Genomic DNA, 25,652 nt, shown 5'->3' on the forward strand with positions numbered 1-25,652 from the left:
GATTTCATGGAACTTTTAGATTGAAACGACCTTTTTTCTGGGTAATAATGGTTTTCGCACAGAGAAAAAGTAAGGTAAAAAGTTTCGTGAAGGAGGTGCGCTATGCTTTTTCTAGTTCAAAATCAGGACGGCCAAATCGTATTCCACTTCCAAGATGAAAATGGCTACCAAGTTGAAAAAATTGATGCCACGGACTTGTATACCATGCTGCCACGCCGACGGGCTGAGTTGTTGGTGACGTTGATGGCTGGCGATAAAATGAGCGATGTGATGTTGTTGAAGCATGAAGCCGGCTTGGTACAGGCAGACGCACAAATTTTAACGATTCATCAATTGCATGATTTGACATTGAAAGAGTACCGGCTTGCTGATGAACGCCAAACGAATCATGAAAACACGTTGATGATGACGTTAACGTTGGTGATTGTGGCACCGATTTTATATATGCTATTGGACACAGTAGTACTGCGTCACTTTGGTCTATCAATTTTGGATTCTGAAATTGGTGCGTTTGGTATTTTAGCGGTGGTGTATCTGGCATGGTTTATCATGACCTATACAAAACTTGGCGAACGCGTTGAACAATGGGTGATGATTCACTTAGCCCAAATTCGACGAACGGGTGAACAATAGCGTATAATACAGTTATTAACTGAAAAGAGGCATTTCACCCATGAAGAAGTCAGAAAAGCTAGCTAAGAAGCAAGCAACTCGTTTGACAAAGGAAACAGAATTGCAATTGAAGCGTGGATTGATTCACATCGAATTGGTTGATACGCCAGATGAAATTGCATCATTCTTGTCAGAAGATAAGTAATTAAAAAGCGTTGCCAGATGATTATTCGTCATCCGGCAGCGCTTTTATTAGTTATACCAACCGTATGGAACTTCGGCAATTAGCTGATCAATAGCGAGTTGGTGTTGTACGTTATACATTTTCGGGTGACTAGCGAGTGGTACGAACTCCAATGCTAGCGTTTCATCCCCATCAGCTTGCAACTCACCGCCGACCTGGGTGACTTCAAACAAAAACATGGGGATTTGCGCTTTATCGCCACTCGGGAAGACATGGTGGAAGTTCGTATCCACACCAACCAACGCAGCAATTTCAACATCGATTCCAGCTTCTTCTTTGAATTCGCGTTGCAAAGAAGTCATCGCTGATTCGCCGAGATTTTGCATCCCCCCAACCAGGCTCCAGCCAACTTCACCGTCGCCACGCTTCTCAAGGAGAACCTTTGTCCGGGTTTCATCGAATAAAATCCCGGCCACACCTGGCATAATAATTTCTTCGTGACCAATTTTGGCACGTAGGTCTTTGAAATAATTCTCCATTACCATTGTGAATACCCCGAATTGTCGTTTTCTCAATTGTATCCGTTCAGCCGCAGAATTTCAAAAAGCACTTTTGCCTGTGATACAATAAGCTTATTAAGACTACTAACCTTTACACAGGAGATTTTGGCATGACTTTTGATGAATTTAACATTGAATTGGGAACGGTGCTCTACCTTGATAGTGTTTCCGAGCGTGAGGAAGCTGAAATCGCTAAGGGAAAGTTGCCGGAAGCTGACGTACGTGCCGACTATCAAGCACAACGTGAAATGATTATGCGCTCATTCCTGGCGTTTGCTGATTTGCCAGCTAACGATGGGGCGGTTGCCAAGGCTTTGGCAAACTTGCACACTGATTTATCAGATGGCGAGCGCACAACGTTGTTAACCATTCGCAACCTACACAATCGTGAGGCGGTTGGCAACTTTACCGAAGATGATGCAGAAGAGCTTGAAGATGCGGTTGAAGCAGCTGAAGCTTACTTGATGAACCGCATGGCCGATGTGCTAGCTGACTAATAGAACGAGGACAACATGATGAAAGCACTGATTGTGCCCCAACCAATTGCAAATGACGTGATGCTTGGTCAACAAGCACTAATTGCCTTTCCGTATGCACCTGATGAAGGGGTAACAGAATTTTTAATGGTATCTGGTAAAGAGCCACTACCAGAAGAATATTCACTTGGTTTGGCAATGGGTTACCAACTTGGTATCGTCACGATTAATCGCGTGTCAAAGTCACGTGATGTCCCTGGTTTTTACGAATGGGAAGTCGCACCTAAGATGTTAGTGGCGCCTAAGGCAATGGACATTGCACCAGATAGATTTGTTGATGTTGCGCCAACTGATTATGAAGAACTTGAATTGGAAACGATTGGCTTGTTTGCCTGGATTGCTGAGCCACACGCTGACTTTAGCGAGGCTCTTCAAGCCCATGCGGATGCTTTGATTGCGATTGGGTCAAAGCAAATGCCAGCGAAGTATCGCGAAATTTTGGCTCGTACCGGTTCATGGCAAGAAGTTGACGCAGCATGGGAAGATGATCAATTTGAACACCGTAATCACCACATGTTAGAACACGGTATTCCAGAAATTAATTTTGGTCACACACATTCACATGACGACGTGCCAACGTTTAAATTGAAGTCAAAGCACGATTCTGAATAGTAATGAAACGGACATCCCAGGTGGTGTCCGTTTTTTCGTCTAGCAACTCGGAGCGGTTTAAGCTAAAATGAAGGTTATCACAAACGAATTACAGGAGTTCTTATGCTAACCTCATTTTTGGTTCTAGAAATTACCGCCCTGATCTCATTGATTTGGGCTTTGAAGTTTAAGATTACAAAATTAACATGGGTGACGATGTTGATTGTGACAATCTTAAACGCTGGTTATGTGTACTGGTTGATGCCAGTGCCAACGTTGTCACAATTGGTGATGCCGGTTGCGGTTGAATCGGCAATTGTCGTGGTGTGGGCATTAATTACAGGTGCTTCAGCGCAAGTTGTGCAACGCGTAACGAAGCGTGGCACACACATCAGCCTTGAAGGGTTGACGATTTGGCCGTTCATCATTCCAATTATCGCGTTTCTAATCTCGTTGGGGGCAGGTGTGTCACAAGCATTGACAGTGCGTCCAATGTACAACTCTGTGCAAGCAACGGTTAAGAAAGAAGCCCCCTTGACCAAGGATGATCAACCAATCGCCTTGTCAGCGCAAGCTTCACAAAACATGATGAAGAAGGCCTTTTCACAAGTGCCTGATTCTTCAATGTACCGATTGGGAGATTTGTCAGCCCAATATATCAACGGTAAGCCATACTACGTGGCGCCAGTTGAGTTTAACGGCTTTATGTCATGGTTGATGAACCGCACGTTGCCGGGATACTTTATTATTTCGGCCACTGATATTAATGACACGGCGCACTTCGTGAAAGAAAAGTTGGATTATTCAGAGACCAGCTGGTTCTCACACAACATTGCGCGCAAGATTTACATGCGTAATCCAAAGTACGCCCAAGTTGGTGAACCAATTTTGGAAATCGACAACAATGACCAAGCTTACTGGGTGCAAACGTTGCTTAATGTGCGTTGGGCCGGTCAATTGATGTACGATGATATCCATGTGTCATTGACGAATGCAGACACGGGTAAGACGACGGTCTACAGCACAAAGGATTTGCCAGCCTGGGTTGATGCGGGTGTGTCACCAGAAGCAGCAACGCGTATGAACCGTGCTTACGGTAATCCATATGCCTTTAACTTCCGTCACAAGAACCAAATCAAGCCAACTGAAAACGGTTCAGAAAGTGGTGTGACGCCGGTCTTTAACAACGACCGTTCAATTTCATACTTTGATGATTTCACAACGGTGACGTCAAATGCGGACTCTGACAAGGGATACTCATTGATCAGTACGCGTACGGGTAAGCTGTCATTCTACACAGGTAAGAACGTCGGTATCATGGATTCTGATGGGGCGATTAAGGTTGCTAAGCAATTGCATCCCCAAAACAAGTGGCACGGTTCAAACCCAGTTATCATGAACATTGACGGCACACCAACTTGGGTCGTCTCAATGATGGACCAAAATGAGCGTTTCCGCGAGTACGCCTACATTAAGGGAGCTGATCAAAACGTCATTGGTGAAGGAGCAAATGCTTCTGACGCCTTGGCTGCCTACCGTAACGCCTTGGCTGGTAGCGTGCAAACAGCGAGCGCTAACGATGCCTCGATTAAGACGCAAACGATTACAGGTAAGGTTGCCCGTGTTAACGCCAACGCCACATTGGATGATAAGCAAGTCGTGATTTTCAAGCTTGAAAATGATGAGACGATGTACACGCTTGATCCGTCTAAGATGCAAAACGCCTTGTTGATGCAAGCAGGTGATGATGTCACATTGAAGGTGAAGACAGTTAAGGGTGCATCAGTCGCGAACGTCATCAATTTGACGAACAACTCTTTGAAGTAGTACGTCAATCTCGGGTATAATGTAAGTAACGAGATTGAAAAAAGAGGTAGACATGATGGGCAAGGGAACAATCAAGTCAAATGATTTTGCACGTGGTGCGGCGTCAAAGGGCGCTGTTACCCGTGATCAAAAGCTTTCTGCACGTGAGGCTTTGTTGGCCAAAGCACGCGCTAAGGCCAAGGCTGCATCTGAAAATAAGTAGCATCGAGCGCTAGGTACCTTTTTATTGGCATTCCTAGCGCTTTTTATGTATGATATATTATTGACTTTATCAAAGAAGGAAGAGTGGTACATATGGCAACATTTGCAGAACGAATGCTTGATGAATTGTCTGGTGGACAATTGGAAGATGCGAAGAAGTCATTCGCCTCATCACTACGTTATGATGATGATGACACGATTTATTCATTAGCAGAAGAATTGTATGGTTTGGGGTTCTCAACGCAAGCCAAGCGTGCATATCAAAAGTTGTTGGAGAAGTATCCTGACGAAGATCAATTGCGCACGGCCTTGGCTGACATTGCGATTGATGAAGATAAGACGGATGAAGCAATTACTTATCTAGCCGAGATTTCACCTGATTCAACGGCTTACATTGAATCATTGTTGGTGTTGGCTGACTTGTACCAATCTGAAGGACTAAACGAAGCCGCTGAAGCCAAGTTGCGTGAAGCCTTTGACCTAGCGCCTGAAGAAACGATTATTCAATTTGCGTTGGCTGAGTTCTACTTTGCCACGGGTCGATATGAGACGGCTATTCCGTTCTACCGTGACTTGTTGAAGGCCGGTGAGCGTCGCTTCTCAGGTTTGGATATCGCGTCACGTATCGGTGTTGCCTACGCTTTGACGGGTAACTTTGCGAATGCATTGGGTTACTTGGAACAAATCAAGGATGCCGATTTGACGCCAGACGTGCGCTTCCAATTGGGAATGACGTACGCCGTTGATCCTGAAAAGGTCGACAAGGCCATCGATACGTTGGAAGAGTTGCAAGAACTCGATCCATCATACGCTGGTTTGTACGAGCCTTTGGGACAATTGTACGAAGACAAGAACGATTTGGAACAAGCGTTGATTACGTACCAAGCCGGTATTGCGGTTGATTCATTTAACACGCAATTGTACACGCGTGCTGCTGCAGTTGCGCAAGCACAAGGTGAAGACGAAGAAGCTGACCGTATCTACCGTGAGGCCTTGGAGAACAACCCAGAAGATTTGACTTTGACGATTGGTTACTCAAACTTGTTGGTTGCCATGGGAGACCACGTTGGGAACATCAACTTGTTGAACGAGTTCTTGGCTGATGATGATGCCGAAGCTGATCCACAATTGTACTGGAACTTGGCACAAAGCTACACGGCTTTGGAAGATTTCGAGATGGCAACAAAGTACTGGAATGCGGCTTTGCCATTCTTCTTGGACAACATTAACTTCTTGAAGCCTGCATACTTCTACTTCCGTGAAGAGGGTGAAACGGCCTTGGCTGAAGAAGCTTTGTTCAATTACACGCAATTAGCACCTAACGACCTTGAGACGGCTGAACTATACGACCAACTTAAGGAAGAAAAGGGACTATAATTTTCGAATTATTAATAATAATGTTTTAGTGGGTATTGTTACTTCTTTTCGAGTAACGATACCCATTTTGTTTTGTTAAACTCTTTAAATTGATTCTGTATTAAAACATAATGGCGTATCAGAAAGAGTAAAATGTTCGGAAAAGTAAAAAAATCAGTACACTTAAGGTCGGGGATATGTTGTGTCGTGACGATTGGTAGTTTCATTGTCGTTATGGCGATATTTTGTTTGGCACTACATTTAATGGCCGGTATTTACGATGTCATCATTCATCCGGCAATTCAGTTGTTTATCATAATCTTTGCATTGGGTATATCGACGGTGATTGCGATTCAAGTACATAGTTATTTGCAAAGAATTTTTCGCTGAAAATTCATCCTCCTGAACAGTTTGTGAACTTGGGGGTTATCATTTTAAATTCACTAATAGGGCGTGATAAAAAAGACGTATAGAGAAAAATATTTTGTATGTACGGGAGGATACATAACTATGTCACATGATTTGCTACGTCGACACGACGCCTTTGGGGATTTGTTGGATAAGATGAACGCGTCATTGATGCAAGCACCAGCATTTGGAGCTGATGTAAAGTCAGACGTTGTTGAAAAGGATGATCACTATGAAGTGGTTGCCGACATCCCAGGTGTCGATAAGGATGACATCAAGGTTGATTATGAAGATGGCACATTGCAAATTTCAGCAACGCGTCATGAAATCAAGGATCACTCTGACAAGGATGGCAACATCCTACAATCAGAACGTAGCTTTGGTTCAGTCGGCCGTTCATACTACCTACCTAACGTAGACCGTGAGAAGGTTTCTGCCAAGTACAAGAACGGGGTGTTGCACATCACGTTGCCTAAGGCTGAAGTCGCTAAGAAGTCAGCGATCAAAATTGAAGACTAAAACCATATGGAAAACGTCGGTTTGTTTAGCAGACCGGCGTTTTTTGTGCTAAAATTAGAATATTATCATATTAGGAAATGAGGACACTGCCATGGATGCATTGCAATTATCACGACGATTGGCGACTGTAGCGTCATATGTTCGCGATGGTGCGCGTTTAGCAGATATTGGTTCTGACCACGCTTATTTGCCAGCAAACTTGTTGTTGAACAAGCACATTTCATTCGCGATTGCGGGTGAGGTGGCACAAGGACCACTGGACAATGTCCAAACTGAAATTAACCGTCACCGTCTTGGGGATGTTTTGGTGCCCCGATTGGCGAATGGCTTGGCTGCCGTTACACCAGAAGATTTGATTGATACGGTTACGATTGCCGGTATGGGCGGTCGCTTGATTGCACAAATTTTGGCGGACGGTCACACAGATGGTCAACGTTACCAACGTTTGATTTTGCAACCAAACATCGATATCGATGTGGTTCGTACTTGGTTGATGGACAATGATTATCAACTTGAAGACGAAACGGTTGTTGAAGATGATGGTCATTTCTACGAAGTCTTGATTGCAGTTCCTGGTCATGCCAGTTACACCGAAACTGAGTTGAAGTTCGGACCGTTTAACTTGGAAAAGCGTCCGGAAGCTTGGCAAACCAAGTGGCAACGTGAATATGACCGTGTGAAGACAATCATGGCTAAGTTGGAATCAGCTAACAAGCAAGATTCAGATGCATACCGTGAGTATCAACAACAAGTAACTGAAATTAGTGAGGCGTTGGGTCTATGAAAGCAACTGAGTTAATCGCCAAGATTGAAGCTTATGCACCACGTGATATAGCTTGGGAACGTGATCCAATCGGGCTCCAACTTGGTGATCCAAATCAAGAGATTCATACAGTAATGACGGCATTAGATGTGCGTCCAGAAGTTGTGGCAGAAGCGATTGCGAATAACGTTGATTTTATTTTTGCACACCACCCAATGATTTTCCGCCCAGCGAAGAATTTGGATTTGTCGGTGCCACAAAACAAGATGTATGCGGATTTGATTAAGCATGACATTGTCGTTTATGCGGCGCACACAAATTTGGATGCGGCTGCAGGTGGCATGAATGATTGGTTGGCAGAAGCACTTCAGCTAACTGATGTGACGCCATTAATTCCTAATGCTGATGGCAAGACAGGCCTCGGCCGCATCGGATCGCTTGTGGCGCCACAAACGGTGACAGATTACGCGACATTTGTGCGCGATTTGTTTAATGTAGCGCACGTGCGTGTCATTGCGAACGACATGAACCGTCAAATCCAACGCATTGCGGTGCTTGGTGGGGATGGTGGTAGTGAATACCCAGATGCCTTGGCAGCTGGTGCTGACGCTTATGTCACAGCGGATTTTTACTATCACACGGCGCATGACGTCTTGACTGATGATTTTGTGGTGATTGATCCGGATCACCACATGGAGGCCATTGCCAAGGATAAGCTAGTTGAACTGGTTAATGCTTGGCAAACCGAAAACAATTGGGACCTAGACCGTGTCTTCGCCTCAACTGAAAACACGGATCCATATACGTATATTTAATTAAGGGGAATTACTATTATGTCTGAAGGACTATATCCAAACTTGGTTGACCGTTTTATCCGTTACGTGAAGGTCAACACGCGTTCAAACGAAGAGTCAACAACGGTGCCATCAGATCCTAAGGAAGTTGCTTTCTTGGCTGATTTGGCTGAAGAATTGAAGAGCCTTGGCCTAGAAAACGTGCGTACGATGGATGACGGTTATGTTTTTGCCGAATTGGCTTCTAACATTGACGCTGATGTACCTGCAGTTGGTTTCATTTCACACGTTGATACAGCTGACTTTAACGCTGAAGGTGTTAACCCACAATTTGTCGAAAACTACGATGGTGAGTCTGATATCAAGTTGAACGACGATTACACATTGTCACCAGCTGATTTCCCTTCATTGAAGAAGTACAAGGGTCACACGTTGATTACGACTGACGGAACGACTTTGCTTGGTGCCGATGACAAGTCTGGTGTTGCCGAAATCATTTCAGCTGCTGAATACTTGATTGCTCACCCTGAAGTAAAGCACGGTAAGGTTGTCTTTGGATTCGGTCCTGACGAAGAAATCGGTATTGGTGCCGACAACTTCCACGTTAATGAATTCGGCGCTGACTTTGCTTACACGGTCGATGGTGGTCCGTTGGGTGAGTTGGAGTGGGAGACGTTCTCAGCTGCAGCAGCTAACATCAAGATTCAAGGACGTAACGTGCACCCTGGTTCTGCCAAGGACACGATGGTTAACGCCTTGCAAGTTGCAATGGACTTGCACGCTGCTTTGCCAGCCGGTGATCGTCCAGAATTGACGGAAGGCCGTCAAGGATTCTTCCACATCTTGAAGTTGAACGGTACGCCTGAAGAAGCTGAGATGTCATACATTATCCGTGACCACGATCGCATCATCTTTGAAGAGCGTAAGCAAGCATTGCGTGACATCGTTGAAAAGATGAACGGTGAATTGGGCGTTGAGCGTATCAAGTTGGATATGTACGACCAATACTACAACATGGGTGAAGTCTTGAAGGACGACATGACGTCTGTTGATTTGGCCGAAGCCGCTATGAAGGCTTTGGACATCGAGTCAGTTATCGAACCAGTTCGTGGTGGTACTGACGGTTCAAAGATTACGTTCTTGGGATTGCCAACGCCAAACTTGTTTGCTGGTGGTGAAAACATGCACGGTCGTTTCGAGTACGTTTCAACGACCGTTATGCACCAAGCGGTTGATACAATTTTGAAGATTGTTGAATTGAACGCAGCAAAGTAATTTTAAATATTTTCAAAAGGCTAACTAGGTAATCTAGTTAGCCTTTTTGTTACTAGAAGTATGGCAATGGTAACGCTTACATGTTACACTAATCCTATTAACTGGATTTATTTCCAGCGTATTAGGGAGCATGAATTATGGCTAAGACATTAGCAATTAACGCCGGATCTTCATCATTGAAGTTCCAACTATTGGAAATGCCGGCTGAAACAGTGATTGCCAAGGGACAAATCGAGCGTATCGGTTTGCCTGAAAGTGTATTCACGATGAAGTTTAACGGGGAAAAGACTGAAATCGTCCGAGACATCGCTGACCACAAGGAAGCAATTGAAGAGATGCTTGAGCAGTTCCGCGCACAACACGTGGCTGACAAGAGTGAAATCACTGGTGTTGGGCACCGTGTTGTGGCTGGTGGTGAATGGTTCAACAAGTCGGTTATTGTGGATGAAGAAGTGTTGCACAAGATTCACCGTTTGGCTGACTATGCACCTTTGCACAATCCAGCCAATGCAACTGGAATTGAAGTATTCCAAGAGTTGTTGCCAGATGCTATTTCAGTAGCAGTCTTCGACACGGCTTTCCACCAAACGTTGCCACGTGAGAACTACTTGTACCCACTACCATACGAGTACTACACGAAGTACGGTGCTCGTAAGTATGGTGCCCATGGAACATCACACCGCTACGTTGCTGAACGTACGGCGGACATTTTGGGTAAGCCACTTGAAGAATTGAAGATTATCACACTTCACTTGGGAGCTGGTGCCTCAATCACGGCCATCAAGGATGGTAAGTCATTCGACACCTCAATGGGCTTCACACCATTGGCTGGTTTGATGATGGCAACGCGTGCGGGGGATGTGGATCCATCATTGATTTACTACATTCAAGAGCGTGAAGGCTTGTCAAACGGTGAAATGTTGAAGATTTTGAACAACAAGTCAGGCTTGCTTGGGGTCTCAACGTTGTCATCTGACATGCGTGACTTGGAAGAAGTGGCTGATACCAACGAACACGCTAAGTTGGCATTGGACATGTTCTTGAACCGTGTCATCCGTTACTTGGGTCAATACACGTTTGAAATGGGTGGCGTTGATGCCATCGTCTTCACAGCTGGTATTGGTGAGAACGCCGCAAACGTTCGTGAAGATATCATCGATCGTTTGGACTTCTTGGGCATTAAGTTGGACAAGGAAGCGAACAATGTCCGTGGTGTTGAACGTGTTATTTCAACTGACGACTCAACAACTAAGGTTTTGTTGGTGCCAACGAATGAAGAGCTTGAAATTGCTCGTGATGTTGAACGTTTGAAGGCGCAAGCAGGTAAGTAATCGTTAAGGTTCGCATGCTAAACTAATGTCATTGAAACCGAAAAGGGGGAGTCTAAGATGTTTACGTTGATTATCATCGCAGTCATTGGCCTCTGGTTCTACGGCAAGCACCGCATCAAGCGTGCGGTGGCCCACGTTGAGCAACAAATGCCATTTTCTGATCAAAGCATGAACGGTGCACGCCGTGATGCGTTCGAAGGACAATTCGAAGAAATTAAAACTACGAAAATTAAGTAAGCAAATACGCCATAACGTACTCGTTATGGCGTATTATTTTTGCTATAATGGTTAGAAAGTTCTGATGTAGATGAAAATTAGATGAATCTGCGCGTATGGGACGTTTTAAGCGGTCGTCAGAGAACGGCCAAAACGATATAAGGGGACACTTCATGAAGAAATTGTTGATTGCTAACCGTGGGGAAATTGCCGTTCGTTTAATTCGAGCTGGTAAAGAATTAGGGATTAAGACGGTGGCTATTTTTGCCAAGGAAGATGAGTTTGCTGTGCACCGTTTCAAGGCGGATGAATCTTATCTAGTTGGTGAAGGTAAGGCACCAATTGCCGCTTATTTGGATATTGACGATATTATTCGTATTGCTAAGGAAACTGGCGCCGATGCCATTCACCCAGGTTATGGGTTCTTGTCAGAAAATGACGAGTTCGCAGCTGCGGTTGAAGCAGCCGGCATTAAGTTTGTTGGGCCACGCGTTGAACACTTGAAGATGTTTGGTGACAAGATTACGGCTAAGCAAGCCGCAATTAAGGCGGGTGTGCCAACAGTGCCGGGAACTGATCACCCGGTCGAATCAATTGAAGAGGCATTGGCTTTCGGTGCTGAACACGGTTACCCGTTGTTTGTTAAGTCGGCTGCTGGTGGTGGTGGTCGTGGGATGCGTGTTATTGAACACGATGATGAACTACGTGAAGCCTTTGAACGTGCAGCTTCTGAAGCACAACAAAGTTTTGGTAAGGCTGAAATTTATCTTGAAAAGTATCTACAAGACCCTAAGCACGTTGAAATTCAAATTTTGGCGGATGAACAAGGCGAAGTGATGCACTTGTTTGAGCGTGACTCATCAATTCAACGACGTCACCAAAAGATTATCGAGTTTGCACCAGCAGTTTCTGTATCTGTTGCTATGCGTCGTCGCATTCAAGATGCAGCTGTTAAGTTGATGCAAAGTGTCGATTATCAAAGTGCTGGAACTGTTGAGTTTTTGGTTGATGGGGACGATTTTTACTTCATCGAAGTTAACCCACGTGTGCAAGTTGAGCACACGGTAACTGAAGAAATTACTGGCGTGGACATTGTAAAGTCACAATTGTTGATTGCCCAAGGTTACGGCTTGCATGAAGCACCATTAAATATTCCAGCCCAAGACAAGCTGTTGGCAGTCGGAGTGGCGATTCAATCACGTATTACAACGGAAGACCCAGCCAATAACTTCATGCCTGATACCGGTAAGATTGATTGGTACCGATCACCAGGTGGAACGGGGATTCGTCTAGATGCCGGTAATGTTTATGCCGGGGCTACTGTGACACCGTTCTTTGACTCGTTGTTGGTTAAGGTTGTGGCACACGGGACGGACTTCACTGAAGCGGTTGATAAGATGCAACGCGCCTTGAACGAATTTGCCATTCGTGGGGTTAAGACGAACATTCCATTCTTGAAGAATGTTTACGCACACCCAACGTTCCGCGCAGCTGATGCACCAACAACGTTTGTGGACAAGCACCCAGAGTTGTTTGAAATTGCGCCAGAAAAGGAACCGGACCGTAAGTTGTTGCGTTATGTCAGTGAAACGACAGTTAACGGCTTCCCAGGCATTGATCATGATTACCAGAAGCTTTATGAGCCATTGCATTATCAAGCCAACACTGATTTGGTGTTGCCTTCTGATTTGGTAACGGCCAAGGATATCTTGGACGCCCAAGGACCAGATGCGGTGGCACAATGGGTGAAGAACCAAGATAAGGTTTTGTTGACGGACACGACGATGCGTGACGCACACCAATCATTGTTCGCCACACGTATGCGTACGAAGGATATGTTAGCAATTGCGGATGAAACGCAATTGGCGATGCCGAACCTCTTCTCAAACGAGATGTGGGGTGGTGCCACATTTGATACGGCCTACCGCTTCTTGGGTGAAGATCCGTGGGAGCGTCTCCGTGCGTTGCGTGAGAAGATGCCACGTACGTTGATGCAGATGCTGTTCCGTGGTTCAAACGCTGTTGGTTATCAGAATTACCCAGATAACGTACTTGAAGAGTTTATTCGCTTAGCAGCGACGAACGGCATGGACGTGTTCCGTATCTTCGATAGTTTGAATTGGTTGCCACAAATGGAGAAGTCAATCCAATATGTGCGCGACAACAACAAGATTGCCGAAGTTGCGATGGCTTACACGGGTGATATTTTGGATTCAACGCGTAAGAAGTACACACGTGATTACTATGTAAACTTCGCCAAGGAGTTGCAGAGTGCCGGTGCGCACATGATTGCGATTAAGGACATGGCGGGCTTGTTGAAGCCTGAAGCCGCTTATGAGTTGGTTAGCGCGTTGAAGGATGCGGTTGATGTGCCGATTCATCTTCACACGCACGATACAACTGGTAACGGTGTATACACGTATGCACGTGCGGTTGATGCAGGGGTTGATGTTATCGACGTGGCAATGTCAGCCTTGTCAGGCACGACATCACAACCATCAATGGGGGCGACCTATTACGCGTTGAGTGGTAATGCCCGTCAACCAGAGTTGAACATGCCGGCCGTTGAGCACATTAACAGCTATTGGGCACAAGTTCGACCATACTACGGTCAGTTTATGAGCAAGATGGTTGGTGCCCAAACGGACATTTTCGAAGTCGAAATGCCAGGTGGACAATATTCTAACTTGCAACAACAAGCGCAAGCATTGCGTTTGGGGGATCGTTGGGATGACGTGAAGACGATGTACGCAACCGTTAACCAAATGTTTGGTGACATTATCAAGGTGACGCCATCATCAAAGGTTGTTGGGGACATGGCGTTGTTTATGGTCCAAAATGATTTGACGCCAGAAAAGGTGTTGGCGGAAGGTCAAACGTTGGACTTCCCACAATCAGTGGTTGATTTCTTTGCGGGTGATCTTGGACAACCAGTTGGTGGCTTCCCAGAAGACCTACAACAGGTCGTGTTGAAGGGTCGCAAGCCATTGACGGTACGTCCTGGTTCATTGACGCCAGCGGCTGATTTTGAGGCGATGACGGCTGAAATCGAAGCGATTTTGAAGCGTAAGGCAACGCCAGAAGAGATTATTTCGTACATCTTGTACCCACAAGTGTTTAAGGACTATGTGGCCAACCAAGAAAAGTTTGGCCCAATGACGTTCTTGGATACACCAACCTTCTTCCAAGGAATGCGTGTTGGTGAGCGTGTGGATATCGAAATGGGACCTGGAAAGGTTGTCATTTTCCAACTGCAAGAAATTGGTGAAGTTGATCCAGAGGGTATGCGTACGTTGTACTTTGATGTGAACGGAACGCCAATTGAGATTGACGTGCTAGACGAATCTGTCCAAGTTACAACGGTTGCCCGTCGTAAAGCAGAGCCAACGAATCCAAATGAGATTGGCGCAACAATGGCTGGTAATGTGTTGTCAGTTCACGTGGAGAATGGTCAAGCAGTGAAGCAAGGCGATGTCATGATTGTGACGGAAGCTATGAAGATGGAGACGACTGTGCAAGCGCCATTTGATGGGACAGTTAAGTTTGTACACGTTGCAGCTGGTGAAGCGGTTGCGGGTGGCGACTTGTTGATCGAAGTTGAACCGGGATAGGGAGAGTTCACATAAAAATCATAATCTTCGGCTAGAATGTACCTAAAGTAAGCGATATGACATACTTTGGGGAACAGAGGGAAGAACATGATTTTCAAGAGACGTGAACGCCTATTTCGAAATTGGTGGACGACTGGTTTGCAGCCTGATGACGTTGAAAATGAGCTTAAAACGACATATAACATCCATGAAAAAGCTTTAATTGCAGTGAATGTGGTGCTGTTTTTTCTAACAGCTGGGCTATTTTATGGGGAAATGTGGCCGTACAGTGGCATTGCCTTAGGCGCACTTGTGTTGGCAATACTGCTACTTGCCATCAGGTTGCTGATGCGCGCGGTCTTGTTTAACGATATCGTACGTTACCGTGACTGGTATCATGTGCAGACACAAATCGAAAAGTTAATGAAATGACATAAAACGCAGTCAGCTACTAGTTGTTGACTGCGTTTTTTCGTAAAATGGAAGTACTGAAAAATGATGAGGTGAAGACATGCGACAATGGTGGCAAAGTAAATACATTTTAGGCGTTGGCATGGTGGGGATGTTGCTGTACATCTTGCAGAGCGTTATTGCGACGATTATTTGGCCAGCGTATCGGATGGCAGCCTATCCATTAGCCATTCTGACGGCGCCAGATTCACAGTATGCGTCGGCGTTTAAGGGGCTACAACTGATTGCTGGTTTGCTGATTGCGGTGAGTCTAGCAGCGCTTTGGCGTTATTCACGCTATAAGGACTACACAGATTTGGTGAAAACGGTGCAACAATTGATTCTGATTTGGCTGGTTGGTGTCTTACTAAACTTTATTTGGCCATTGAACAGCATTGTGGAGGCTGTGTTGCGTCCGGCTGTATCAGCCCGCAATATCGTGTTCGGCCTGTTGATCATCCTGCTTGGCTGGACAATCTGGCGCGTGGGAAGCGCTGCACAAACGCATGATATGATGACGTTGGCCAATGGGTTAAAGCTGTTTGCAATTTTGTATGTGCTATTTAACTTTTTGGAGTTTGCAGTGACATTAATTGGCTGGCAATTGTCAGGATTCTTTGATGTATTAGCAATTGACGTCTTGGCAGTCGCCATGGGATATATCAGTTGGTACTTTATGCGTCTAGCTGAATAACCCCTTTTTTCCACTATCCGTTTAACACAGTGCTAAACTGTAAGAGTTGAAGGGGATATGAAGTGACTAAATTCAGACTAACTCTGAAGGAGGTAGCGAACAGTTCCCTAAAACGTAGAAAATCAGTACAGTAACTAAGTGGAGAATGCTGATTGATTAAACAAACTGGAAAATTACTTTTCACGCTAACTAAAACTAGGTATAATTAAGTTATTCCTAACGAAAGTGGTGAGAAAAATGATTAAGACGCATAAAGTTAAAATTTATCCTAACGCCACAATGATTAAGGAGTTAGAAAAGCTTTTTGATTATCGATGCTTTGTTTGGAATAAAGGGTTGGAAGTTTGGCAAGAAATGTACGAAGCGTCACAAATGATGTCCGACAAACACCTTAAGCCAAATGAACGTAAGGTACGTGATGAGTTAGTTCGTGATAAAGCAGACTGGCAATATCAGTTGTCCGCACGTGTCTTGCAGCTGGCGGTTAAAGACTTGGCGAAAGCATGGCACTATTTCTTTAATCCGAATATGCCAAATCATCAGCGACCGCGGTTTAAATCCAAGAAAAGATCAGCTAAATCCTTCACGACGGACCGGGCTAAGATTATTGCTGGTAAGTTACGCTTGGATAAGCCTCGAGAAGGTATTTCGAAGTGGTTTGACATCCGTCTAGCTGAGATGCCACGATGGCATGGTGAGTTGAAGCAGGTGACTGTTAAGTTAGAAGCAGACGGCTATTACGCATCGCTGACCATCGAAATGCCGAAGGCTGCAGTAGCACACAATAACTCGAAAGCAACGGGAGTCGATGCCAATATTGGGCGCTTCGTTTATCAAGACGATGACGGATATCAAACGCAGGCAACATTGCCGAACGGCTTACTAAAACTGTATGAGCGTGTGACGGTGTATCAACGCCAACTTGCTCGTAAACGGGTTGAGAATCCCAAGAACTACAATTCGAAGCAGTACCAGACAACGAGAGCCAAGTTGAAACGGTGCTACCAACGAATTGCACGCATTCAAGGGGACATTCTGAACAAGTTTACGAGCAAGTTGGTGGCGAACTATGGGGTGATTGGCATCGAGAACTTGGATTGTCAGCGCATGAAGATGGACAAGCACTTGGCGAAGAATCTGCATCGGTCGATGTTTGGTAAATTCCAACTAATGATGCAGTACAAAGCGACGTGGCAGAGTGTGACGTTGGTATGTGCGGATCGATTTTTTCCAAGTACACAACGTTGTTCAAACTGCGGGCATATTAAGACCGGTGTGGATAAAATTACGCTGAATGGCAATCGAAAACACGGGACAAAGCATCATGAGTACGTTTGTTATGAATGCGGTTTTGAAGCGGATCGTGATGAGAATGCCGTTGAAAATTTGAAGCAATATGCAATTAATTCAGTTTGGGGGCAGGCTATTGTCCCGACTATTGGGTAACTAATAGTTTAGGTGCGTCCAGAGATGGTCAATGTGGCTGAGATAATTATCAAAGTCGGAATACTGTTGTTTGATGGGCGTGAATAGAACAAGGAATGATATGACAGAAAGGAAATACATGAATCCTTACTGGTGTTTATTCATTTCTCCACGTTTTATGTAGCAGGATGGAAAAATGTATTTGACAATTACTGACGCTGCAATGGAAAAGATTAACCCAATTTTGAAGGCTGAGCCAGGTCGTCGTTTGATTATGATGTATGAAGACGGGGTTTCACCTTACTCACACCACGGTGAAGTTGCCATGCAAGTTTCATTCGTTTTCGCCGTTATTCGCGGTGATCAACCTTTGGAGCCATGGTTTGATGAGACAATCGATTCAAACATCGGCCCATTGCCAATCAAGGGTTACTCAAAGGACTACATGGTGCCAAACATGGTTTTGGACGTTAAGAAGTTCGGTGGTGTTGTGTTGCGTGGTGACGCTGGTGTGATCGATGATACGCCAGAAATTCGTGACGAAACAAAGGCAACCGACTAATCAATGATTTTAATTAAGCATCTCGTGTTTACGGGGTGCTTTTTTATTACCTGTGATGAAAGTTTGATTTGGGTTCGTGGCTTACAATGTGTAAACTTGAAGTACTAGGACACATTGTAAGAGGGGGATGGTCATTTGGCAAAAAGGAAAATTGTGATTGCGGGGGGCACTGGCTTTGTTGGTCAAGGGATTACCAATGCGTTATTACCAGAAAAATATGACATTCATGTACTGACGCGTCGGAACGTAACAACTGATACCGAGTCAGTAACGTATCACCACGTTGATTATCACGTAACTGAACAGGTGTTAGCAGTGATTGGGGATGCGGATTGGGTGATTGATGTGATTGGCATTCTACTGCCAAATCCGATTAAGCATCAAACGTATGCCAATAGCAGCGTTTTACCGGCGAAATTTTTAATTGACGCTGTACGCGCCTGCCCAGAGGCTAAGTTCATGTTCGTGTCGGCTAATTACGCACCTTTCTTCATGGCACCATACATGCGTGCAAAGCAAGAAGTAGAGAATTACATGGCATTACGTTTGCCACAGCGTGCAACGACATTGTATCCGGGTATTATTTATGATCGGCAACGCCAGATTAGCTATTACGTTGGCCATATATTGGCTAAGATTCATGCTAAGCGACTTCGGCCAATTAAGTTGACTGACTTGGCGGAGGAAGTGACACGCATTCTAGATGGGCATGAGAGTGATTTAGAAAAACGACGCTAATTATTTTGAACTTATAAATCTATAGTCTGGTATAAGGTTGGCCTGTTTCAATATAATGTATAGAAAGACATTGAAACGGAGTGTAAGCAATGATTAATCAACGATCTTCAACGATAAACGTCAACCAAATGCGTGACATGCTAAGTACGTCGGGCTTAAATCTCGGGGTAGAAGTCGAAGAACTTACGAAATTTGCCCGCATGTATCAAACATACGAGTCTGCGCAACATGAGATTGCAACGAAATTGGAAAATCTTGATGCTGAGTTTCAAATGAACTATAACCACAACCCGATCCATCATCTGGAGGGACGTATGAAGGATCCGCAAAGTCTGTTTGGCAAGTTGCAACGGAAAAATCTGCCAATGACTGTGGATATTATTCCAGATAACATCTTTGATATCGCGGGTATTCGCGTCATCACGAATTATATTGATGACATTTACACGGTTGAACGTCTGCTAGTCGCCCAAGATGATGTCACATTGTTAAAGCGCAAGGATTATGTCGAAAATCCTAAGCCAAGTGGCTATCGCAGTTTGCACTTAGTTGTTGAAATTCCTGTCTTTAGGTCGACGGGTGTGGAACGTGTACCGGTTGAGATTCAAATTAGAACAATCGGTATGGACATGTGGGCCAGTCTCGAACACAAGTTGCGCTATAAAACTGACGCAGAACGCGCTGAAGAGTTCGCCGATAACCTGATTGGTTATGCAAACGAGTTGAATCAAATTGAGCAAAACTTCCAGAATATTCATCGCGAATTATAACGAATTTTTGTTGATAAATCGGGGTTTAGAAGCGTCAAGTAAAATTACTTGTCACTTTTTTAGGGAAAACACTTGAATTTTCTCAATAAACTGTGTAATATAATTATTTGTAATTTACTAGCTATATTGTAACGGCGCAAGCTTGGGGATTAGCCCAATGCAGCTAATCCTGTCGTTCAAATTAGTGGTGAGGGGCACCTCACAAATTAAATTCAAGGAGTTATGTTAATGCGCATTAACATTTTGTTGGAAGCCGCCGAAACTGGTGAGCGTATCTACTTGACTTCTAAGAACCGTCGTAACACGCCAGACCGTTTGGAGTTGAAGAAGTATTCTCCAAAGTTGCGTCGTGTCACTGTGTTCAAGGAGGTTAAGTAATCATGGCTAAGAAGTCAAAGATCGCTAAGGCTAAGAAGATTGAAGCAACTGTAGAGAAGTACGCTGCAAAGCGTGCTGCCTTGAAGGCTGCTGGTGACTACGTAGGGTTGTCAAAGTTGCCTCGCAACGCATCACCTGTACGTATGCACAACCGTGATAAGATTGATGGACGTCCTCACGCTTACATGCGTGAGTTCGGAATGTCACGTTTGAACTTCCGTCAATTGGCACACAAGGGCTTGATCCCTGGTGTTAAGAAGGCTTCTTGGTAATCTGCATTTTACCTTAAGTCTTAAAGAGAGCATCTACTTTCGAGTAGGTGCTCTTTTTTTATATCTAACCGATATAGCCGTCCTTTTTAAGGGATTTCTCGAAGTAGATACAGTGTTGGTGGTACTTTTAAAAGCAATGGGGACTATTTTTTGGGGGTGGTGTGATGTTAATGCCATTATTAACGTGGTTATCAATTGTGGTAGTTCTGTTACTGATAATTTGGATTATTCCAAGGGTTAGATACGGACACTTTTCTGAATGGGATGATAAGGTTAAGCGATTTATTTTAAATACTATGGTTTATGTGGTGTTGTTTAGCATCTTTTCTGTGATTTGGACGGGAACGTTGAGTCACTGGCAAGATTGGTTATCGCTCTTTGCGTTGGCGACCGGGATGTTAACGTTCAGAAGCATTATTGATCACAAGTTTCCAAAATAATCTTAGGGGTGAGTAACATGACACAGATTAAAAATAAAATGATTGTAATGGCAGCAGTCGATGTTGCGATTCTTTTGCTACATATATTACGGTACCGAGGGCTGATACCAGCGAATTTGGTCTATGGCATCCTAGGTTTTATACTCGATTTAGGTGTGTTAATTGTCGGATTTGATATTCAAAAGAGCAAGCGGTTTAAAGAATCGTCACTCAAATGGTTTGTATATGGCTCAATGCTCTTAATTTTCTTGCCTTAATATTGCATGAAATTAATAAGGCCGAAATGGCCTTTTTTTGACCCATCAATTTGGAAAAGCGTTAATATAATTGTGTTGGAAGGCGCTTACAATTAAATGCTGAAAAATAAACCTTTTTATTTGTTTTAAGTGTTTGAAAGCGTCATACTAAACGTAAGTAATTATTTAAGTAATCATCTTCATCAAGCTAGTCGTTTTGGCTAGGGTGACGGAGAATAATTGTTTTTTCTAAACAGGAGGCTTATCTCATGTCAGATAAGAAGATTACAGCCGGTTTGGCTGCATTGAAGGTTATGGAAGGTTGGGGTATCGACACAATGTACGGTATTCCTTCTGGAACTTTGAGTGGATTGATGAACGCGATGAGTAATCCTGAGAACAACATCAAGTTCATTCAAGTTAAGCACGAAGAAGTTGGAAGTATGGCAGCTGCTATGCAATACAAGTTCAGTGGTAAGATGGCCGTTGCTGTCGGATCTGGTGGACCTGGTGCGACTCACTTGATTAACGGTTTGTACGATGCTGCCATGGACGCAACGCCAGTTTTGGCAATATTGGGTTCAAAGCCATCTCGTGAATTGGGAATGGATTCATTCCAAGAGTTGAACCAAAACCCAATGTACAACAATATCGCTGTTTACAATAAGCGTGTTGCCGTTCCTGAGCAATTGCCATACATGATTGACGATGCCATCCGCAACGCCATTTCAAAGAAGGGTGTTGCTGTTCTTGAAGTGCCTGCTGATTTCGGATTTGCTGAAATTGACGCTGAAATGAACTACGCTAACCCAATTTACTCTTCTGGTGACGTTTACAAGGAATACGACCCGGTTGCACCTAAGGCAGCTGACGTTGATGCCGCTGTTGAAATTTTGAAGAATGCTAAGCGTCCAGTAATCTACGCTGGTTTCGGAACAATCGGTCACGGTGAGCTAGTCCAAGAATTGTCTCGTAAGTTGAAGGCACCTGTTTTGACGACTGCCAAGAGCTACGAAGCCTTCGATTACGACTTTGAAGGTTTGATGGGTTCTGCTGGACGTGTCGCTTGGAAGTCAGGTAACGATGTCATCTTCGAAGCAGATACTGTTTTGTTCATTGGTAACAACTACCCATTCTCACAAGTTGAGAACTTTATGGCTGGTGTTAAGCACTTTATCCAAATCGACAGCAACCCAGCTCGTCTAGGACGTCGTCACAAGGCTGATGTTGCGATGTTGGCTGATGCAGGTTTGGCAGTTGAAGCATTGTTGGAGAAGGTTGAGCCAGTTGCTGAGTCAGCATGGTGGAACGCTGCTTTGAAGGATGCCCAAAACTGGCGTGACTACATGCACAAGATTGAGACGAAGACGGAAGGTCCTTTGGAGGCTTACCAAGTCTACAACGCCATCAACAAGTATGCTGATGAAGATGCTATCTTCTCAATCGATGTTGGTGACACAACGCAAATGTCAATTCGTCACTTGCACATGACACCAAAGAACATGTGGCGTACGTCACCATTGTTCGCTACGATGGGTATCGCCATCCCTGGTGGAATTGGTGCTAAGAACGTCTTCCCAGATCGTCAAGTATTTAACATCGCCGGTGACGGTGCCTTTGCGATGACTGATTCAGATATCGTGACGGCAGTTCGTTACAACATGCCTGTTATTAACGTTGTTATGACGAACACGCAATACGGATTCATCAAGGATAAGTATGAGGATACGAACACTTACCGTAACGATGAAATCGTTGACTTCGGTGATGTTGACTACGCCAAGATTGCTGAAGCACAAGGTGCTGTTGGTTTGACGGTTAACAGCATTGCAGACATCGATAAGGTGATGCAAGAAGCCGTTGACTACTACAAGCAAGGTCGTGTTGTGGTGGTTGATGCTAAGATTACGAAGGAGCGTCCAATTCCTGTTGAAGGATTGAAGCTTGATCCAGCTCTTGCATCTGAAGAAGAAATTAAGGCCTTCAAGGAGCGTTATGACGCACAAGAACTTGTGCCATTCCGCAAGTTCCTTGAAGAAGAAGGACTTAAGTCACAAGTTGTTAAGGTTAACGACGAAGACACAAAGTATAACTTCTAATTAAATACTGGTAAGATAATTGCCAGCTAGAAAAAAGCACTCGGTTGTAAAAATCGAGTGCTTTTTTGCGTTGATGCCAATAGGAAAGTCTCAATATGTGAACACTGACATCATGCCTATATAAAGATATGTATAATTTCATATCACGAGAGAACGTAATACCTTTTGGAAAGGCGGAAGTAATACAAATGAAGGTGGCTAATTTTAAAATTGCAGTGTTGGGAATTATGATTATGCTTGTGATTTGCACAACGGAACTCTCTGATTTTGGCTTGATTCAACATCAGTATAGGACTGAGCTACGAAGGACTAGTGTTTCGTCGAGTGAGAGTACACAACGAAACAAGTTCGCGAACATACGAATTATCGAAAACGGAAAATATTTCCAAAAATGAGTGATGCTCGGTGTTCTCTTTGTTATAGTGAGTAGAGGGGGGGCTTTTATGCGTACTTTTTATAACATTGCAGATTTGAGTTTGCCGGTGATGGCCGAACATCTTGGGGCTGAATGGAATCAGGGGGTTATTATACGTCACCAAGGCTTCCCACACTTCCATTGGTTACAGACGCAATCAGGGATGGGAGCCTTTTGGGTACGAGATAAACGCTACGAATTATCACCGGGGATGGGAATCTTGATTGCACCGGGTGTGCCACATCGGTATGAACCGTTAGGCAAGCATCCTTGGCAAGTGCGTTTTGCAACATTCCAGGGACAATTAGTCGATGACTTGCTTAAGCAAATGGTGAATAGTGAGTTTGTTTTAGTTGAAGCAACAGAAGCAAAACTGTATACAGCTTTACATGAGCAATTAATGCAGGAATTGGCGGCTGAACCGGTGGATGATTTGGCCGTATCAACGACGGCTTATCGGCTTTTACTGGGCTTAACACGCCAACAAAAACAAACCATCGATCAACATCAGCCGGATTATCAGCACTATGTCGGACCAGCGATTGCGTATATGCAGAATCATTTTGCAGAAAATATGTCGATTGCTGAGGTAGCACAAGCTTTATCGGTGTCGACACAGTATTTGAATCGGGTATTCAAGCGTCTCGTCCAGCAAACGCCTAATGAGTATTTGACACAAATCAGAATTAGTAATGCCAAAAAGTTGTTGATTTCGCAACGTCATTTACGGGTTGAAGCAGTCGCTAGCCTAAGTGGCTATCAAGATGCGACCTATTTTGGCAAAGTATTTAAAAAGCAAACCGGCGTTAGTCCATTGAACTATCGTCAGTGGCAAACATGAGATGCTGAACCAGCAGTTTCTGCTGGTTTTTTTGTGTCTTCGTTCACACAGTTTCAATTAATCATGATATTTGGTTATAAAAGTGCCTTTTTGGCTAATGAAAGCGCTTTATTATTAGTGAGTAGGTTAATTATGAAACCAAAATATCGGGGGATATAAGCATGAACAAGGTGAAGCAGTATCTGTCTTATGCGGCAGGTGCGTTCGGACACGATGCGTTTTATGCAACGCTTAGTACGTATTTTATGATTTTTGTGACGGGTCAATTATTTGATTCGCCAGATAAAGCTTTTAATAATCAAATGATTGGTTGGGTGACAACAATGATTGTTGCTATTCGTTTGATTGAAATTGTGTTTGATCCAATTATTGGGGGAATTGTTGATAACACACGAACGCGATGGGGAAAGTTTAAGCCATGGCTAATCGTGGCTGGGTTTATCAGTTCATTCTTGTTGGTAGTCATCTTTACGGACTTTGGTGGGCTAGCAACATCACACCCAATGCTTTACTTAGTACTGTTTGGGATTGTGTTTGTTACGCTGGATGCATTTTACTCATTTAAGGACATTGCCTTCTGGTCAATGTTGCCAGCTTTGTCATTGAATAGCAGTACGCGAGAAAAGTTTGGTACGGTGGCGCGTTTTGGTTCAACACTAGGTCAGCAAGGTGTGCAAATCGTGGTTGTGCCATTGGTTATGTTCTTCTCAATGGCCTTTGCAGGGGCTCACACTGAAACAAAGACTGGTTGGTTCTGGTTCGCCGTTGTCATTGCGGTCATCGCTTATCTTGGTGCGTTGCTGACAGCAGCGGGCACAAAAGAAGAGGACAATGTCGTCCGTCAAAACACAGAAAAGGTTGGTGTACTCGAAGTCTTTAAGGTTGTTGCGAAGAACGATCAATTGATGTGGCAAGCCGTCTCTTACATTATGTTTGCGCTTGCGTATGTTGTCACAAACTCGCTATTGTTGTACTATTTCAAGTACGTCATGGGTGCCGACAATGAGTTTTACTTGGTTGGGATTTTCACAGCAATTGAAGGTATGATTTCGGTTGCCATCTTCCCAACGTTAACGAAGTTTTTGGCCCGTCGTACCATTTTCTTTAGTGGTGCGGTTGTGATGTTGGCTGGTTACCTATTATTTATGGTAGCTGGGAATAACTTGGCCATCGTTTTGACAGCTGTCACAATGTTCTTTATGCCATACCCAATCATGTTCTTGGTTGTGTTGATGACCATTACCGACTCGGTGGAATATGGTCAATGGAAGCTTGGCACGCGTCACGAATCAGTGACGTTGGCCATCCGACCATTGTTGGATAAGTTGGCGGGGGCATTCGCTAATGGTGTTGTTGGGTTCGCAGCGGTTGTTGCCGGTATGACTGGTAGCGCAAAGCCATCCGACATCACGGAACATGGCCTCAGCATGTTTAAGATGTTTATGTTTTACGGCCCAATGGTCTTGATTATCGTGTCAGTGTTGATTTACTGGCGTAAGGTGACGTTGACAGAAGCACGTCACGCAGAAATTGTGGCGGAATTGGAAGCACGTTTGAAGGAGAATTAAA

The 25,652-nt window shown here is 44.4% G+C and carries 27 protein-coding genes; 26 read left to right on the forward strand and 1 reads right to left on the reverse strand.

All coding sequences use genetic code 11. The features are described from left to right. Positions 1-102: 102 nt before the first annotated feature. Positions 103-633, forward strand: coding sequence for a hypothetical protein (locus tag ACAW68_04275; protein XGA16784.1), 531 nt, complete (start codon positions 103-105; stop codon positions 631-633). 40 nt (positions 634-673) lie between these two features. Then, positions 674-817, forward strand: a complete 144-nt coding sequence (locus ACAW68_04280; GenBank protein ID XGA16785.1) for a hypothetical protein — start codon at positions 674-676, stop codon at positions 815-817. A 47-nt stretch (positions 818-864) separates the two neighbouring features. Here ACAW68_04280 and ACAW68_04285 read toward each other — a convergent pair whose 3' ends face one another. Further along, entirely contained in the window at positions 865-1,341 is a 477-nt protein-coding gene (locus ACAW68_04285) for an NUDIX domain-containing protein (protein ID XGA16786.1), read from the reverse strand. Between the two features lie 125 nt (positions 1,342-1,466). On the opposite strand from ACAW68_04285, the gene ACAW68_04290 reads away from it, so the two are divergent. The 24 genes from ACAW68_04290 to ACAW68_04405 all read left to right on the forward strand — a co-directional run bounded on the left by ACAW68_04290 (position 1,467) and on the right by ACAW68_04405 (position 25,651). Then, entirely contained in the window at positions 1,467-1,853 is a 387-nt protein-coding gene (locus ACAW68_04290) for a hypothetical protein (protein XGA16787.1), read from the forward strand. Between the two features lie 15 nt (positions 1,854-1,868). Then, positions 1,869-2,504, forward strand: coding sequence for a hypothetical protein (locus ACAW68_04295; protein ID XGA16788.1), 636 nt, complete (start codon positions 1,869-1,871; stop codon positions 2,502-2,504). Positions 2,505-2,606: 102 nt separating this feature from the next. After that, positions 2,607-4,310: a hypothetical protein gene (locus tag ACAW68_04300; GenBank protein XGA16789.1), complete on the forward strand. Its 1,704-nt coding sequence runs from the start codon at positions 2,607-2,609 to the stop codon at positions 4,308-4,310. Between the two features lie 52 nt (positions 4,311-4,362). Then, complete coding sequence (locus ACAW68_04305) at positions 4,363-4,512, forward strand: hypothetical protein (GenBank protein XGA16790.1); 150 nt, start codon at positions 4,363-4,365, stop codon at positions 4,510-4,512. Between the two features lie 92 nt (positions 4,513-4,604). Further along, on the forward strand, positions 4,605-5,888 hold the full coding sequence (locus ACAW68_04310; GenBank protein ID XGA16791.1) for a tetratricopeptide repeat protein: 1,284 nt from the start codon (positions 4,605-4,607) through the stop codon (positions 5,886-5,888). Positions 5,889-6,377: 489 nt separating this feature from the next. After that, complete coding sequence (locus ACAW68_04315) at positions 6,378-6,794, forward strand: Hsp20/alpha crystallin family protein (GenBank protein XGA16792.1); 417 nt, start codon at positions 6,378-6,380, stop codon at positions 6,792-6,794. Positions 6,795-6,885: 91 nt separating this feature from the next. Then, complete coding sequence (locus tag ACAW68_04320) at positions 6,886-7,578, forward strand: tRNA (adenine(22)-N(1))-methyltransferase TrmK (protein ID XGA16793.1); 693 nt, start codon at positions 6,886-6,888, stop codon at positions 7,576-7,578. Beyond that, positions 7,575-8,372 carry a Nif3-like dinuclear metal center hexameric protein gene (locus ACAW68_04325; protein ID XGA16794.1) on the forward strand — a complete coding sequence of 266 codons (798 nt, stop codon included), beginning with the start codon at positions 7,575-7,577 and terminating at the stop codon, positions 8,370-8,372. Before ACAW68_04320 ends, ACAW68_04325 begins: the two co-directional genes overlap by 4 nt. An 18-nt stretch (positions 8,373-8,390) precedes the next feature. Continuing rightward, entirely contained in the window at positions 8,391-9,626 is a 1,236-nt protein-coding gene (gene pepT / locus ACAW68_04330) for a peptidase T (protein ID XGA16795.1), read from the forward strand. A 137-nt stretch (positions 9,627-9,763) separates the two neighbouring features. After that, positions 9,764-10,957 carry an acetate/propionate family kinase gene (locus ACAW68_04335; GenBank protein XGA16796.1) on the forward strand — a complete coding sequence of 398 codons (1,194 nt, stop codon included), beginning with the start codon at positions 9,764-9,766 and terminating at the stop codon, positions 10,955-10,957. A gap of 57 nt (positions 10,958-11,014) precedes the next feature. After that, complete coding sequence (locus tag ACAW68_04340; protein ID XGA16797.1) at positions 11,015-11,194, forward strand: hypothetical protein; 180 nt, start codon at positions 11,015-11,017, stop codon at positions 11,192-11,194. 152 nt (positions 11,195-11,346) lie between these two features. Then, positions 11,347-14,784, forward strand: coding sequence for a pyruvate carboxylase (locus tag ACAW68_04345; protein ID XGA16798.1), 3,438 nt, complete (start codon positions 11,347-11,349; stop codon positions 14,782-14,784). Between the two features lie 87 nt (positions 14,785-14,871). Further along, positions 14,872-15,195: a hypothetical protein gene (locus ACAW68_04350; GenBank protein ID XGA16799.1), complete on the forward strand. Its 324-nt coding sequence runs from the start codon at positions 14,872-14,874 to the stop codon at positions 15,193-15,195. Between the two features lie 79 nt (positions 15,196-15,274). Continuing rightward, a complete protein-coding gene (locus ACAW68_04355) occupies positions 15,275-15,907 on the forward strand; it encodes a hypothetical protein (protein XGA16800.1) in 633 nt (210 codons plus the stop codon). A 237-nt stretch (positions 15,908-16,144) separates the two neighbouring features. Next, positions 16,145-17,353, forward strand: a complete 1,209-nt coding sequence (locus ACAW68_04360; protein ID XGA16801.1) for an RNA-guided endonuclease InsQ/TnpB family protein — start codon at positions 16,145-16,147, stop codon at positions 17,351-17,353. Between the two features lie 175 nt (positions 17,354-17,528). Then, complete coding sequence (locus tag ACAW68_04365; GenBank protein ID XGA16802.1) at positions 17,529-17,894, forward strand: iron-sulfur cluster biosynthesis family protein; 366 nt, start codon at positions 17,529-17,531, stop codon at positions 17,892-17,894. A 135-nt stretch (positions 17,895-18,029) separates the two neighbouring features. Next, the gene (locus ACAW68_04370; protein XGA16803.1) at positions 18,030-18,632 is read left to right on the forward strand and encodes an NAD-dependent epimerase/dehydratase family protein; all 603 of its coding nucleotides are present in this window, start codon (positions 18,030-18,032) and stop codon (positions 18,630-18,632) included. A gap of 89 nt (positions 18,633-18,721) precedes the next feature. After that, a complete protein-coding gene (locus ACAW68_04375; protein XGA16804.1) occupies positions 18,722-19,402 on the forward strand; it encodes a GTP pyrophosphokinase family protein in 681 nt (226 codons plus the stop codon). Positions 19,403-19,630: 228 nt separating this feature from the next. Beyond that, entirely contained in the window at positions 19,631-19,780 is a 150-nt protein-coding gene (rpmG, locus tag ACAW68_04380; GenBank protein XGA16805.1) for a 50S ribosomal protein L33, read from the forward strand. A 2-nt stretch (positions 19,781-19,782) separates the two neighbouring features. Further along, entirely contained in the window at positions 19,783-20,052 is a 270-nt protein-coding gene (rpsN, locus tag ACAW68_04385) for a 30S ribosomal protein S14 (protein XGA16806.1), read from the forward strand. Positions 20,053-20,509: 457 nt separating this feature from the next. Beyond that, the gene (locus tag ACAW68_04390) at positions 20,510-20,749 is read left to right on the forward strand and encodes a hypothetical protein (protein XGA16807.1); all 240 of its coding nucleotides are present in this window, start codon (positions 20,510-20,512) and stop codon (positions 20,747-20,749) included. 248 nt (positions 20,750-20,997) lie between these two features. Further along, a complete protein-coding gene (gene spxB / locus ACAW68_04395) occupies positions 20,998-22,827 on the forward strand; it encodes a pyruvate oxidase (GenBank protein ID XGA16808.1) in 1,830 nt (609 codons plus the stop codon). Positions 22,828-23,270: 443 nt separating this feature from the next. After that, positions 23,271-24,083 carry an AraC family transcriptional regulator gene (locus ACAW68_04400; protein ID XGA16809.1) on the forward strand — a complete coding sequence of 271 codons (813 nt, stop codon included), beginning with the start codon at positions 23,271-23,273 and terminating at the stop codon, positions 24,081-24,083. Between the two features lie 161 nt (positions 24,084-24,244). Next, on the forward strand, positions 24,245-25,651 hold the full coding sequence (locus ACAW68_04405; GenBank protein XGA16810.1) for a glycoside-pentoside-hexuronide (GPH):cation symporter: 1,407 nt from the start codon (positions 24,245-24,247) through the stop codon (positions 25,649-25,651). The last annotated feature ends 1 nt before the right edge of the window (position 25,652 follow it).

It is taken from the genome of Weissella confusa (genome assembly GCA_041871065.1).
In the GTDB taxonomy this organism is placed as follows: Bacteria; Bacillota; Bacilli; order Lactobacillales; family Lactobacillaceae; genus Weissella; species Weissella confusa_A.